At 68.7% G+C, this 13,757-nt stretch carries 13 protein-coding genes; 8 read left to right on the top strand and 5 right to left on the bottom strand.

What is annotated here, in order from left to right; all coding sequences use genetic code 11:
- Positions 1–28: 28 nt before the first annotated feature.
- The 3 genes from ACU5AX_RS08500 (at position 29) to ACU5AX_RS08490 (ending at position 3,050) form a co-directional block, all read left to right on the top strand.
- Positions 29–1,195 (top strand): acyltransferase family protein, encoded by a 1,167-nt coding sequence (locus tag ACU5AX_RS08500; RefSeq protein ID WP_446690510.1) that lies wholly within the window; start codon positions 29–31, stop codon positions 1,193–1,195.
- Positions 1,192–2,115 (top strand): isoaspartyl peptidase/L-asparaginase family protein, encoded by a 924-nt coding sequence (locus ACU5AX_RS08495; RefSeq protein WP_446690509.1) that lies wholly within the window; start codon positions 1,192–1,194, stop codon positions 2,113–2,115. Before ACU5AX_RS08500 ends, ACU5AX_RS08495 begins: the two co-directional genes overlap by 4 nt.
- A gap of 74 nt (positions 2,116–2,189) precedes the next feature.
- Positions 2,190–3,050 carry a S1/P1 nuclease gene (locus tag ACU5AX_RS08490; protein ID WP_446690508.1) on the top strand — a complete coding sequence of 287 codons (861 nt, stop codon included), beginning with the start codon at positions 2,190–2,192 and terminating at the stop codon, positions 3,048–3,050.
- 153 nt (positions 3,051–3,203) lie between these two features.
- On the opposite strand, the gene ppa is transcribed toward ACU5AX_RS08490, so the two are convergent.
- The 3 genes from ppa to ACU5AX_RS08475 form a co-directional block, all read right to left on the bottom strand.
- Entirely contained in the window at positions 3,204–3,785 is a 582-nt protein-coding gene (ppa, locus tag ACU5AX_RS08485; protein ID WP_198353478.1) for an inorganic diphosphatase, read from the bottom strand.
- Between the two features lie 31 nt (positions 3,786–3,816).
- Entirely contained in the window at positions 3,817–5,736 is a 1,920-nt protein-coding gene (locus tag ACU5AX_RS08480) for a M61 family metallopeptidase (protein ID WP_446690507.1), read from the bottom strand.
- Positions 5,737–5,830: 94 nt separating this feature from the next.
- Positions 5,831–6,490 carry a DUF1345 domain-containing protein gene (locus tag ACU5AX_RS08475; RefSeq protein ID WP_446690506.1) on the bottom strand — a complete coding sequence of 220 codons (660 nt, stop codon included), beginning with the start codon at positions 6,488–6,490 and terminating at the stop codon, positions 5,831–5,833.
- 49 nt (positions 6,491–6,539) lie between these two features.
- Here ACU5AX_RS08475 and hisS point away from each other — a divergent pair, with 49 nt between their 5' ends.
- The 4 genes from hisS (at position 6,540) to ACU5AX_RS08455 (ending at position 11,041) form a co-directional block, all read left to right on the top strand.
- A complete protein-coding gene (gene hisS, locus ACU5AX_RS08470) occupies positions 6,540–7,784 on the top strand; it encodes a histidine--tRNA ligase (protein ID WP_446690505.1) in 1,245 nt (414 codons plus the stop codon).
- A gap of 121 nt (positions 7,785–7,905) precedes the next feature.
- On the top strand, positions 7,906–8,979 hold the full coding sequence (gene prfA, locus ACU5AX_RS08465) for a peptide chain release factor 1 (RefSeq protein WP_446690504.1): 1,074 nt from the start codon (positions 7,906–7,908) through the stop codon (positions 8,977–8,979).
- Positions 8,980–9,112: 133 nt separating this feature from the next.
- Positions 9,113–9,931, top strand: a complete 819-nt coding sequence (prmC, locus tag ACU5AX_RS08460) for a peptide chain release factor N(5)-glutamine methyltransferase (RefSeq protein ID WP_446690503.1) — start codon at positions 9,113–9,115, stop codon at positions 9,929–9,931.
- A 288-nt stretch (positions 9,932–10,219) separates the two neighbouring features.
- Positions 10,220–11,041, top strand: coding sequence for a DUF4167 domain-containing protein (locus ACU5AX_RS08455; protein ID WP_446690502.1), 822 nt, complete (start codon positions 10,220–10,222; stop codon positions 11,039–11,041).
- Between the two features lie 89 nt (positions 11,042–11,130).
- Here the strand turns inward: ACU5AX_RS08455 and ACU5AX_RS08450 are convergent, their stop codons facing one another.
- The gene (locus tag ACU5AX_RS08450; protein WP_198353471.1) at positions 11,131–11,412 is read right to left on the bottom strand and encodes a hypothetical protein; all 282 of its coding nucleotides are present in this window, start codon (positions 11,410–11,412) and stop codon (positions 11,131–11,133) included.
- Positions 11,413–11,499: 87 nt separating this feature from the next.
- On the opposite strand from ACU5AX_RS08450, the gene ACU5AX_RS08445 reads away from it, so the two are divergent.
- The gene (locus ACU5AX_RS08445; protein ID WP_446690501.1) at positions 11,500–11,925 is read left to right on the top strand and encodes a CBS domain-containing protein; all 426 of its coding nucleotides are present in this window, start codon (positions 11,500–11,502) and stop codon (positions 11,923–11,925) included.
- Between the two features lies 1 nt (position 11,926).
- On the opposite strand, the gene ACU5AX_RS08440 is transcribed toward ACU5AX_RS08445, so the two are convergent.
- Positions 11,927–13,408 (bottom strand): lipopolysaccharide biosynthesis protein, encoded by a 1,482-nt coding sequence (locus ACU5AX_RS08440; RefSeq protein WP_446690500.1) that lies wholly within the window; start codon positions 13,406–13,408, stop codon positions 11,927–11,929.
- Between the last annotated feature and the right edge of the window lie 349 nt (positions 13,409–13,757).

Below are 13,757 nucleotides of genomic sequence, written 5' to 3'. Positions count from 1 at the left end.
GGCGCTGCTGTAGGGGAGGGCGCCTGCCATGGCGCGCCCCGTCCCCACATCGCCGATCCCGCGGCATTATGGCCTCGACTGGCTGCGTGTCGCCGCCTTCGCCATCCTGATCATCTATCATGTCGGCATGGTGTTCGTGCCCTGGGGCTTCCATGCCAAGAGCGCCAATGGCGCCGATTGGGTGGTGTTGCCGATGCTGGCGGTCAACGCCTGGCGATTGAGCCTGCTGTTCGTGGTGTCGGGCTATGCCAGCCGCGCGCTGCTCAGCCGGGCGAGCGGGGCCGGCGGCTTCCTGCGCCAGCGGACGTGGCGGCTGCTGGTGCCGCTGGCGTTCGGCGTCGCGGTGGTCGTGCCGCCGCAGCCCTGGGTCGAACTGGTCACCCAGCACGGCTATCGCGCCGATTTCTGGACCTTCTGGAGCCACGATTATTTCCGCTTCGCGCGGCTGGCGGGGATCGGCCTGCCGGCGCTCAACCATCTGTGGTTCGTCCTCTATCTATGGCTGTACACCGTCGCGCTGGCGCTGCTCGTCGCGCTGCCGCGCTGGCCTGGCCTGCAGCTTCGATTCGATCGCCTGTTCGGCGGGCCGCTGCTGCTGATCGTGCCCGCCGCCTGGCTGGTCTGCATCCACGCCTGGTGGTTTCCGATGGGCTATGAGACGCAGGACCCGCTGCACGATCCGATGGCGCACATGATCTACCTGCCCGCCTTTCTGTTCGGCTTTGCGCTCGCCGCCGCGCCGCGGGTGCTGGCAGCCTGCGTCCGCTATCGCTGGCTGGCGGGCGCCGCCGCGATCGCGGCCTATGCGGTGATCCTGGCGATCGAGCTGATGCCGGACGGCGATCCGCCGCGCTGGCTCTACCCCGCTTACGGAGCGGCGCATGCCGTGCAGCAATGGGGGGCGATCGTCGCCCTAATCGGCCATGCCGAGCGGCGCTGGAACCGCGACCACCGTTGGCGCGGCCTGCTGACGGAGGCGGTCTTTCCCTGCTATCTCGTCCATCAGACGATCATCGTGCTGACCGCTTACTGGTTGATGCCGGCAGGGCTCGCCGGCGGCGTGGAATGCGCCATCCTGGTGGTGGCGACGATCGTCGGATCGATGGCCTTCTATCTGATCGGCCGCCGGATCGGCCCCCTGCGACCGCTGATCGGACTGCGCCGCCTTCCTTCGCATAGGGTAACGACGACATGACGGATGGTTGGAGCCTGGTCCTGCACGGCGGTGCGGGGACGATCACGCCGGAACGAATCGGCGCGGCGGCGGAGGCCGGCGCGGGCGAGGCGCTGGCGCGCGCGCTCGATGCCGGCGCGGCGATCCTCGACGCCGGTGGCGCGGCGCTCGACGCGGTCGAGGCGGCGGTGCGCGTGCTGGAGGACGATCCGCATTTCAACGCCGGGCGCGGCGCCGCCTTTACCCAGGCCGGCACCAACGAGCTCGACGCGGCGATTATGCGCGGCGCCGACCGGGCGGCGGGATCGGTCGCGGGGCTGACCCGGGTGCGCAATCCGGTGTCGCTGGCCCGGCGGGTGATGGAGGCGAGCCCGCACGTGCTGCTTGCCGGCGCCGGGGCGGAGGAGTTCGCGGCGAGCCAGGGTGTCGAGACGGTCGATCCCGCCTGGTTCGCGGTCGCCGAGCGCCGCCGCCAGCTCGACGAGCTGCTGGCGCGGGGCGGCGACGCCTTCGACGTCGACATGAAATACGGCACGGTCGGCGCGGTCGCGCGCGACCGGCAGGGGCACCTCGCCGCGGCGACCTCGACCGGCGGCGTCACGGGGAAGCGCTGGGGCCGGATCGGTGATTCGCCGCTGATCGGCGCAGGCACCTATGCCGACGATCGCGCCTGCGCGGTGTCGTGCACCGGATCGGGCGAACAATTCGTCCGCGTCGGCGTCGGCCATGAGATCGCCGCGCGCATCCGCCTGGCCGGCGAGGATGTGGGCGCGGCGGCCGATTCGGCGCTGGCGGAGGTGCGCGCGCTCGGCGGCACCGGCGGCGTGATCGTCGTGACCCCCGCGGGCGAGGCGATCTGGCGCTTCACCACCCCGGGCATGTACCGCGCGCGGGCGACCTCCGCCGGACTACGCGAGGTGGCGCTGTACGGGGAGGCGTGATCGGCTGGCGCGCGCCGACGATCAGCAATCCTGACGCTTCTGTCGGACGCGTTCCGCGGCTACAGCGTTTCCTCATGAAAACGCTTCGCTTTTGTCTCGCCGCGATTCCGGCTCTGGCCCTCACCGCGCCCGCCCATGCCTATTGGGAATATGGCCATCAGACGGTCGCGCAGATCGCCTATGCCAATGTCACGCCGAAGACGCGGGCGGCGATCCGCCGCCTGCTGGCGGAGACGCCCCAGCTCGACACGCCCACCTGTCCGGCGACGACGATCGAGGGCGCCAGCACCTGGGCCGATTGCGTCAAGCCGCTCAAGAACGCCGACGGCAAGCCGCGCTTCGGCTATGCCTATAACTGGCACTTTCAGGACGTGAACATCTGCGCGCCGTTCAGCCTGGAAGAGGCGTGCAAGGACGGCAATTGCGTGTCGGCACAGATCAAGCGCGACGTGGCGGTGCTGCGCGACCATCATGCGAGCGGCAAGGAGAAGGCGCAGGCGCTGGTCTTCCTGATCCACTTCGTCGGCGACCTGCACCAGCCGCTGCATGCCGGCGAGAAGGGCGACAAGGGCGGCAACGACGTCGCCGCGGCCTATGGCGAATACAGCCCGCGGCGGTTCAACCTCCATTCGATCTGGGACGGCACGCTCGCCGAGCGCGCGATCACCAGCGGACCGAGCCTGGTGCGACGCTATTCGCCGGCGGAGAAGGCGCGGATCGCCAGGGGCGATGTCGACGATTGGAGCCGCGAATCGTGGCAGGTCGCGCATGACGTCGTCTACGCCAGCGCGTTGAAGGGCGATCCGTGCGGGCCGAGCCCGGCCAAGGTGACGCTGGACGAGGCGACGATCGAGAAGATCGTGCCGGTCGCGCGGCTGGAAGTGGAGCGGGGCGGCCTCAGGCTGGCGAAGCTGCTCGACCGCGCGCTGGGGTAAAGTTTCCCGGCGCGGGATGGGGACCTGCCCAAAGGAGGGTGGGGGGGCCGGCGCGGCGTTCTGCCGTTAGCCCCCCCCCGTCAGCCCCCTGTCAGCTCCCTGTCAGCCGTTGCGGGCTGACGCCTCCCCGCGAGGCGGGCAGGCATGGGTCATTCAGCCGTCGCGGCCGGGGACGTCGTGGTCGTGCGGTTCCTCGCCCTTGGCCTTGGCCTCATTGTAGCGATCGATCGCCTCGACGGTGATGCGGCGCGCCTCGGCGGCGTCGCCCCAGGTGCCGACGCGCACCCACTTCTTCTTCTCCAGGTCCTTGTAGTGGGTGAAGAAGTGCTCGATCTGCTCGAAGACGATCTCCGGCACGTCCGCCCGCTCGCCGACGTTGCTATAATAGGGGAAGACCTGGTCGACCGGCACGCAGACCAGCTTTTCGTCGCCGCCGGCCTCGTCCTCGAGATTGAGCACCGCGATCGGCCGGGCGCGCACGACGCAGCCGGGGATGAACGGCGAACGCGCGATCACCAGCGCGTCGAGCGGGTCGCCGTCGGGCGACAGCGTGTGCGGCACGAAGCCATAGTTCGCCGGATAGCGCATCGGCGTGTGCAGGATGCGGTCGACGAACAGGGCGCCCGACGCCTTGTCGAATTCATATTTCACGGGCTCGCCGCCGGTCGGCACCTCGATGATCACATTGAGGTCGTCGGGCGGACTCTTGCCGACCGGGATCAGATCGATACGCATGCAATTCCCTTGTAAGAAACCGCGCCTTCCCTCAGCGCGGGGCCAGAAGACGATCGAGCCCGCCTTCGCCGGTGCCGACCTTCTCGAGGCGCGGATAGCGGGGACCGCCATGATAGTCGATGGCGACGTTACGGAACCGTGGCCCATTCTTGACCAGTAGCTGGATCGGCTCCTTCGACGTCTTGGCCGCAACGATCGCGGCTTTCAGGCGATCGCCGCTATACGCCTCGCCGCCGATCGCCTGGATCTGCGTGCCGACGTCGAGACCCGCCTTGAACGCCGGCGAATCCCAGATCACGCCGTTGACGTTGCCGTCTGGGCCGACGTTGAGGCCGATCGAATAAGTGACATCGGTGCCGCGACTCTTCTCCAGGCTGCTGAAGTATTTGGTCGGCGTATCGGTGTAGACGAGCTTGTAGCCGTTCATCGCGAAGCCGTTGACCGGCGCGGGCTTGCCCGTCTCGGTCAGCCGCTGGTTGAGGAAGCCGGCCCAGTCGTAAGGGACGATGCCGTTCAGCGTCTTGGCGACGTCGTCGAACGTATAGGTGACCTCGCCATAATCACCGTCGCGGATGCCGAAGAAGGCGCGGGCGAAATCGTCGATCGACTTGGTGCCACCCGACTTCTGGCGGAGCATCGCATCGACCTCCATCCAGACCATCAGGCCTTCGTTGTAATAATCCTCGCTGCGCTGCCAGCTGGTCCAGCCCTTTGGCCGGCGCGCGGAGATGATCGGATCGTTGGTCGTGTCGACCAGGTCGCGCCACTGACGGCCGGGCGCGAGGTCGTAACTGCCGGCGATCGCGGCATAAGCGTCCAGCGTGTCCTGCTTGCTGACCAGGCCGGAGCGCGCCTGCAGCACATAGCCCCAGAATTGCGTCTGGCCTTCGTACACCCAGAGCAGCGAATCGCGCATCGGCGTGCGGAAATCGGGCGTCCACAGATCGGCGCCGCGGCGGAACTTGCCGTCCCAGCTGTGGGTGAATTCATGCGGCAGCAGATTGCGCGCCGCGACGTTGGAATCCCATTCGGTGAAATAGGTCTTGGCGGTGCCGTCCTCCGACGACCGGTGATGTTCGAGGCCGATGCCGCCGAGCTGGTCGCTGAGCGAGACCAGGAATTCGTAATGGTCGTAATGCTGCGCGCCGAAGGTCTTCACCGCCTGGTCGACGAGCCGCTTGTGCGCCTCGATCTGCTCGGGCTTGGCGGCGAGCAGATCGGGCGAATCGGCGAAGACGTTGAGATTGACGCGCGGCGATAGCGGCCAGGTCTTGCCGTAGCGGCCGGCGAGCACCGGCGAATCGACCAGGATCTCATAATTGGTCTGTTGATAGGCATAGACCGAACCGGCGGCCTTCGACGGCACCGCGCCCGCCGCGGTCCAGCCGGCGGGGAAGCGCGCGGTCATCTGGATCGGGATCTGACGGGTGAAATAGCCGGCCGGATAGAGGCTGACCGAATTGGGCTGCAGGCTGATCAGCGCCGGCGTCGCGACGACGCGGCCCTGATTGCCCTGCGTCGCGGAGATGAACTGGAATTCGACGTCCAGCGTCTTGGCGCCGGCGGGCACGTCGATGTGGAAGGCGTAGACGTCGACGGGATCGCGCGTCCACGGCAGGATACGGCCATTGGCGCGGATCACCAGGCCGGCGAGCTTCTCGATCTCGCCGCGCGGGGCGTGGTTGCCGGGCAGCCACTTCGGGTAGAGCAGCGCGACCGGGCCGCTTTTGGCGACCGGGATCGTCTCCTTGACCCGGAAGATGCCGCGCTCCGTGTCGGTCGCGTCGACGTCGAGCTTGATGACGCCGGGATAGGGCGTGTCGACCGCGTCGGGGATGGTGTCGATGAAGGGGACCGCCTGGGGCGCGGTATTGCCGGCGGGAACCTGGGCCAGCGCCGGAACGGCGACGGCGGACGCGAGCAGGGCAGCGACGAGAAGCTTGGCGTGCATGGAAGGCCTTTGCGGCTGAAGGAATGGCGGGATGTTAGGCGGCTGAAACGTCAGCCGTCCAGTCCCTTCACATCGGCGCCGGCAGAAGGGCGATTCAGTTGCCGCCGCCGCCCAGCACGTTGATCGAGAAGGCGACGACACCGAGATTGAAGACGAAGGCGGCGAGGCACTGGCCGATCGCGACGCGGCGCAGGCGTCGCGAGGCGATCGACACGTCCGACGTCTGGAAGGTCATGCCGAGCGTGTAGCTGAAATAGAGGAAGTCCCAATAATCGGGCTGGTCGCAATCCGGGAAGCACAGCCCACCGGCATCCTTCCCGCCCTTGTCGGCGGCGCTGTAGAACAGATGCGCATAGTGCAGCGCATAGATCATGTTCGAGAACAGCCAGGCGAGCACCAGCGTCACGATCACCAGCACGATTGCATAGATGTCGTTCTTGCCCTTCAGCTCGCCGGCGACCGCGACCAGGATCACCAGCATTGTCGCGCCGGTGATGCCGAGCAGGACGGCGCGATTGGCGTCGTTGTCGCGCGCCGCGCGACGCATGTGGTCGATATCGCCGCGGCGGAACAGCGGGATCAGCGACAGCAGGAAGATCAGGCTGGCGCCGTCGAAGGCCACCATCGTGCCGCGCCCCTTGCCGATCGCCGGGATGAGCAGCGCCAGGCCGGCGACGAACAGGAGCGCGAACAGGGCGAAGCGCGGCGGCGCCACCCGTTTGCCGATTCCCCACCAACGTTGTTGTTCGGTCATATCGCAGCGCTAGCGATTCGTCGGCGGCTCGCCTAGATACCCGGCGATTATGGCCCGTATCGAAACTCCGCGCCGGGTGCGCGGCACCCAGGACATCTTCGGCGAGGAGCAGCGGCGGTTCGGGCATGTGCTCGACACGTTCGACCGGGTGCGGCGCCTTTATTGCTTCGGCCGGGTCGAGGTGCCGGTGTTCGAGGACACGGCGGTGTTCGCGCGTTCGATCGGCGAGACGACCGACGTCGTGTCGAAGGAGATGTACACGTTTCCCGATCGTGGCGGCGATTCGCTGACGCTGCGCCCGGAGTTCACCGCCGGCATCGCGCGCGCCTTCCTAACCGAAGGGTGGCAGCAACATGCGCCGCTCAAGCTGGCAACCAGCGGCGCGGTGTTCCGCTATGAACGGCCGCAGAAGGGACGCTATCGCCAGTTCCACCAGATCGATGCGGAGATCCTGGGTGCGGCCGAGCCGGCCGCCGACGTCGAATTGCTGGTGATGGCGGACCAGTTGCTGCGCGAGCTCGGCATTGCGGACGGGGTGACGCTGCAGCTCAACACGCTCGGCGATGCCGCGACGCGCGACGCGTGGCGCGCGGCATTGGTCGCGCATTTCGAGAGCCATCGCGGCGATCTGTCGGAGGACAGTCTGGTCCGGCTCGACAAGAATCCGATGCGTATCCTCGATTCCAAGGATCCGCGCGACCGCGGCATCGCCGATGCGGCACCCGACATCGACGCTTTCCTGACCGACGAGGCGCGCGCCTTCTTCGACGCGGTCACCGCCGGACTGGACGCGGCCGGGGTGGCATGGACGCGCAACCCGCGGCTGGTGCGGGGCCTCGATTATTACCGCCACACTGCGTTCGAGTTCGTCACGGACCGGCTCGGCGCGCAGGGCACGGTGCTGGCGGGCGGCCGCTACGACGGGCTGATCGAGAGCCTGGGCGGCGCGCCGACGCCGGGTGTCGGCTGGGCGGCGGGGGTCGAGCGGCTGGCGATGCTGCTGGAGGAGCCGGCGCTACCGACGATCGACGCGGTGATCGTGCCGATGGGTGCGGCGGCGGAGACGCGCGCGACCGGATTGCTGGCGGCGCTGCGCCGCGCGGGCCTTGCGGTCGACATGGCATACAAGGGCAAGATGAAGCAGCGGCTGGCGAAGGCCGATGCATTGGGCGCGCGCCATGCGCTGATCCTCGGCGACGACGAGCTGGCGGCGGGTGTCGTGCAGGTGAAGACGTTGGCGAACGGGGAGCAGCGGCAGGTGGCGCTCGGCGATGTGGCGGAGGCGCTGCGGTGACCATAGCCGTCATCCCCGCGCAGGCGGGGATCCAGAACCTCTGCCGGATCGCAAGGGCCGCGTCGCCTGCGTGTCTGGATTCCGGCCTGCGCGGGAGTGATGGGGTGGGAGCGCGGCACGCATGACCACCATCTCCCCCGAACGGATCGCGCAGATCGAGGCGCGGCGGGACGAATTGCAGGCGCTGATGGCGACCGGCGACCTGCCGTCCGACCGGTTCGTGCAGGTCTCCAAGGAATATGCCGAGCTGGAACCCGTCGCGCGCGCCGCGGCGGAGGTGCGGCGGCTGCGCCAGGAGGCGGACAGCCTCGCCTTCATGGCGGAGGACGGCGACGAGGAATTGCGCGCGCTCGCCGCGGAAGAGCTGCATGCCAACAAGGCGGCGCTGGAGACGGCGGACCGCGGCCTCGCGCTGGCGCTGCTGCCGCGCGACGCCGCCGACAGCCGCGCCGCGATGCTCGAAATCCGCGCCGGCACCGGCGGCGACGAGGCGGCGCTGTTTGCTGGCGACCTGTTCCGCATGTACCAGCGCTATGCGGAATCGCAGGGCTGGCGCGTCGAGCTGATCAGCGTCTCCAGCTCGGACGCGGGCGGCTACAAGGAGGTCGTCGCCTCGGTGACGGGGCAGGGTGTGTTCGCCCGGCTCAAGTTCGAAAGCGGGGTCCATCGCGTCCAGCGCGTACCGGCGACGGAGAGCGGCGGCCGCATCCACACCTCCGCGGCGACAGTCGCGGTGCTGCCAGAGGCGGAGGAGGTGGACGTGCAGATCGATGACAGGGACCTGCGCATCGACGTCTATCGCTCGTCGGGGCCGGGCGGCCAGTCGGTCAACACCACCGACAGCGCGGTGCGCATCACCCACCTGCCGACCGGCCTCGTCGTCATCCAGCAGGACGAGAAGTCGCAGCACAAGAACAAGGCCAAGGCGCTGAAGGTGTTGCGCACCCGGCTGTATGAGGCCGAGCGTGAGCGGCTGGCGGCGGAACGGTCGGGCACGCGGCGCGCGATGGTCGGATCGGGCGACCGGTCGGAGCGAATCCGCACCTACAATTTTCCGCAGGGTCGGGTGACCGACCATCGCATCAATTTGACGCTGCATCGCCTGCCCGAGATCATCGAGGGCGAGATGGGCGAGCTGATCGGTGCGCTGATCGCGCAGGACGAGGCGGAGCGGCTGGCGGCGCTGGATGCGTGAGGTGGCCGTCGACCAGCACCCACGCGTCATCCCCGCGAAGGCGGGGATCCAGAACCGCTGACGCCGGCGATCGAGTCGCGACGGTAGCGCGCCCGGATCGCCGCCTTGGCGGGGATGACGAAGGAGCCAAGTCGTGAGCGTCGCGGCTGTGCACACCGCCCTCGCGGACGCCGCCGCCCGTTTCGCCTTTTCACAGACGCCGCGGCTCGATGCCGAACTGCTGCTCGCTTATGCGCTCGGCATCGAGCGCAACGCCTTGCTGCTCGACCTGCAGCGCGAGGTGCCGGCAGCCTTCTGGGACCTCGTCGCGCGGCGCGAGCGGCACGAGCCGGTCGCCTATATCACCGGCTCCCGCGGCTTCTGGACGATCGACCTCGAGGTCGGGCCGGGCGCGCTCGTGCCCCGCGCCGACAGCGAGACGGTGCTGGTTGCGGCCGGCGCGCACTTCGCAGGGCGCGCGCCGTCGACCGTGCTCGATCTCGGCACCGGGCCCGGCACCCTGCTGCTCGCCGCACTGGACGAATGGCCGGCGGCGGGGCTGGGCGTCGATTGGTCGGCGGCGGCGCTGGGCTATGCGCGGCGCAACGCGGCGAAGCTCGGCATGGCGAAGCGGGCGCACTTCGTGCAGGGCGACTGGGCGGCCGCGGTCGACGGGCGCTTCGATCTGATCCTCGCCAATCCGCCCTATATCGGGACGGACGAATGGCTGCCCGACGAGGTGCGGACGCACGAGCCGGCCGCCGCCTTGTTCGCGGGCGGCGACGGGCTGGACGATTACCGGCAGCTCGCGACCCAATTGCCGCGCCTGATCGCGCCGGGCGGCTGCGCCGCAGTGGAGATCGGCCACACGCAAGCGGAGGCGGTTTCGGCGCTGTTCGCGGCGGCGGGTCTGAGGACCAGCGTGCATCGCGATCTCGGCGGGCGCGATCGCTGCCTGCTCGCTACGCCTTGAAAGATCGTGGTCGACGCCACATATTTCGCTTGTAGGACCGCCCCCGCGACCGCTATTGCAGCGACGGGGCACGCATCATCACCGTTATGTGGTTGATCGCAGGGCGATGGCCCGCATCCTTCGTCATGACAGCCGCTGGGGAAGCGGCCATGGCAGGGCCCACGTGTCGCGGTGAACCGCGCGCGGGCGCCGGAAGTTTGCGCCATCGGGTCGGGAAAGCCCTTGGTGGGCAGGAGCTTGGGCCAGTTTGGTTTCACGGACCACATACTCGGATCATAGGACAGTAGCTTGATAAACAATCGGCAGAACGGTCGTCGTCGCGGCCGTGGCGGTGGTGGCAACAACAATGGTCCGCGCCAGGGCGGCGGCCAGGGGCGTCCCGACAACGGCAACCGGATCGACAGTCGCGCACGCGGCAACGCCAACCAGCTGCTCGAAAAGTACAAGAACCTCGCCGCGGATGCGCAGCGCCAGGGCGACCGGATCAACACCGAATATTATCTGCAGTTCGCGGACCATTATTTCCGCGTGATCGCCGATCAGCGCGGCCGGTTCGACGACCAGCAGCCGCGCCGCCAGCAGCCCTTCGACCTCAACGACGACGATGATTACGGCGACGAGGGTGAACCGATCCGCGCGGGCGAGCAGGACGGCGGCGACGCGCGCCAGAGCGAGATGCGCCGCGCGGACGCGCAGGACGACGGTCGCCAGCAGCGCCGGCGTGAGCGCGGCAACGAGCAGCGCAATGCCGATGGCGAGCCGCGCCAGCCGCGCAACTGGGAAGAGCGCCGGCCGCGCCGTACCGATGTCGAGCAGCCGGTCGAGGTCGCCGGCCAGCACCGCGCCGACACGATCGGCGAAGGGGAATCGCTCGAGGCACGGGCCGAAGCGGTGATCGAGGCCGATGCGCCGGCGCCGCGTCGCCGCGGTCGCCCGCGTCGCGACGCGCAGGTCGAGGCTCCGGCCGCCGAGCCGGAGAGCAACGGTGTCGACGCCGACCGCCTGCCGCCGTCGCTGACGCTGGTCGCGAACGATGCCGACGATGCGCCGAAGCCGCGCCGCCGCCGCACCACCCGCACCCCGGCCGCCGAGGCGCCGGCGGCGGAGTGATCCGGCCGATCCTATAAACAAAAGCCGGTCGTCCCCCGCGGGACGGCCGGCTTTTTCGTGTCGGCTTCGCCTGGCGGTGGCGGCGAACCTCAGTCCGGCCTGTCGAACCGCTCGACCTCCTCGTCATGGCCGGTGCCCGAACTGAGGAACACCAGCCCCATCAGCGCTCCCGCCATGACGATCGATCCCCCGACGCCGCCGATCACCGCCAGCATCGTCACCAGATGCAGCGGGCCCTGCACCCAGGCGAGCGCGGCGATTGCACCGGCGCTGACGATCGCCGCCAGCAGCGTCATCCACGCCATGATCGTGCGAAAGCGGCCCCAGGCATGGGCGGCGAGCAAGGGATCGTCGAGGCCGTGGTGCGTCATACCTTTTGCATGTGACGGCAAATCGTGATCTCCTCAATGACCTGAAGCAGGCCGGCACGCACCGGCCGCAGCGAGAAGGAGGAGAGGATGACGATCGCGGCAATCCTGCGGACGAAGGGCGACGATGTCGCGTCGTTGCCGGCGCATGCCCGCGTCGCCGAGGCGGTGGCGTTGCTCGCCGAGCGGCGGATCGGTGCGGTGCCGGTGATGGACGGCGACTCGGTCGCGGGTATCTTCTCAGAACGCGACCTCGTCTATTCGGTGGCGCGCGACGGCGCGGCGGCGCTAGACCAGCCGCTGTCGGCGGTGACGACCAGCCCGGTCGAGCAGGTTGCGCCCGACCAGCCGGTGATCGCGGCGTTGTCGCTGATGACGCGGCGCCGGATCCGCCATCTGCCCGTCGTCGACGGCGGCCGGATGATCGGTTTCGTGTCGATCGGCGACCTGGTCAAATATCGCATCGACCGGATCGAGGCGGAGGCGCAGTCGATGCGCGACTATATCGGCCAGTAGCTCAGGCCGGCAGCGGCCGCTTGCGGACGATGGCGATCAACTCGCGCAACGTGGTGCGGGCGAACAGGACGAGCGTGCCGCCATAGGTGAGCACGCCGACCGCGACGAGGACGGCGAGCCGCGGCGCCGGCGCCAGCGGCGGCAGGGCGCGGTCGACGGCGAGCACGACGAGCGCCATGCCGATGGCGGCCAGCGCGCTCGGCAGGATCGCCGCGAGCAGGTCGCGTGCCCGCACCCCGATCACCGGCAGCGAGCGCCAGCTGCTCACCGCCAGATAGATGGGATAGGCGGCGACCCAGCTCCACGCGAGGCCGATGCCGCCCCAGCGCACGCCGACCAGGAAGGCGGCGGCGAGCACCAACGCACCGAAGGCGCCGTTGCGTGCACCGATGCCCGGCCGCCCCCGCGCGTCGCAGGCGGGACTGTAGAGCACCTGCACCGTCATGAACGGCATCGCCAGCGCAAGCAGGCGGACGACCGGGACGACCTCCGCCCATTTGCGGTCGAGCGCGGTCAGCACCAGCGGCTCCGCGGTGACGGCCAGTCCGGCGTAGAACGGCAGGGCGACCAGCATGATGATGCGCACCGCGCGCAGGAAGCCGCGCGGGATCGCGCCGGGATCGTCCTGCATCCGCGCATAGGCGCTGAACGCCACCTCGTTGAGCGGCGGCACGAATTTGGAGACGAAGATCTGCGCCAGGAAGAGCGCGGTGGTGTAGATGCCGAGCGCGTGCGCGGTGAGGTGACGCCCGGCGATGAACACGTCCGCCTGGCTCTGCAGGAACCAGAAGAACTGGCCGGCCGCCATGATCCCGCCGAAGCGGGCGAGATGGCCCGCACCACGGAAGTCGAAGCTCGGCCACATCAGCGAGCGCGCCCCCCAGGTCAGCACCAATGCCCGCATCGCATAGAGCGCGATCGGCGCGGCGACGAGCGCCCAGACGCCCCAGCCCGCCAGCGCCGCGGCAAGCGCGGTCAGTGCCCCGGTGATCGAGGCGGCGATATTGGCGGTCGCCTGCCGCCGGAAATCCATCGTCCGGCTGAGCAGGGCATAAGGCAGGGCGGCGAACGGGGTGATCAGATAGATCAGCGCCTGGACGCGCAGCAGCCGGGCGACCGCCGGCTGGCCGTAATAGGCCGCCGCGAGCGGCGCGATCGAAAGCTGCGCGACGGCGAGCACGACGTTGAGGGCGATGAGCATGCCGAACAGCTGGCGGATCTGACGCGGCGTCACCGCCTCGCGCTGGATCAGTCCGCTCGCCAGCCCATAGCCGTTGAGCATGTTGAGGAAGACCAGCACCACCCCGGTCATGGCGTAGAGGCCATAATCGCGCGGATCGAGGATGCGGATGACCAGGAAGGTGGCAGCCCATTGCAGGATTTGGGCGACGATCTGGCTGCCGGAACGCCAGATAACCGCCCGGCGAATCTGATTCCCGAGCGATTCTGCGGCGGCAGGGGCGTGATTCGTCGCGGCGTCCATCCGCTGCGGGCTAGACGGAGAGGGCTTCACAACCGGTAAAGCGCAGCTTTTCTGCGGGTTTGCGGACAATCTGAAAGAAAAATGCAAAAAAGTGTTTGACCGTTTGGAACACCCCGCCTAGAGGGGTGTCACCGCAGCGACGGGCCACACGGTTCGCTTCTACGGTCACCGAAAATCAGGCGCCAAGGTCGCCCTCCACAAAGAGGGTAGGACAGGGCGTCGGTTTTTGTCGGCTCTTTGACATTGTAGGTAAGATGAAGGGACATGTGGGCGGCGGCCCCGGGTCTTGGCAACCTCAAGGTGCCAGGTTCTCGGAAAAAGCCAAGCCTATCCTAATGGGTCCCCGTCG

This window comes from Sphingomonas benefaciens, from assembly GCF_052907485.1.
Note: the sequence above shows the minus strand (reverse complement) of the source record. Positions and strands in the feature narration are given on the sequence as shown.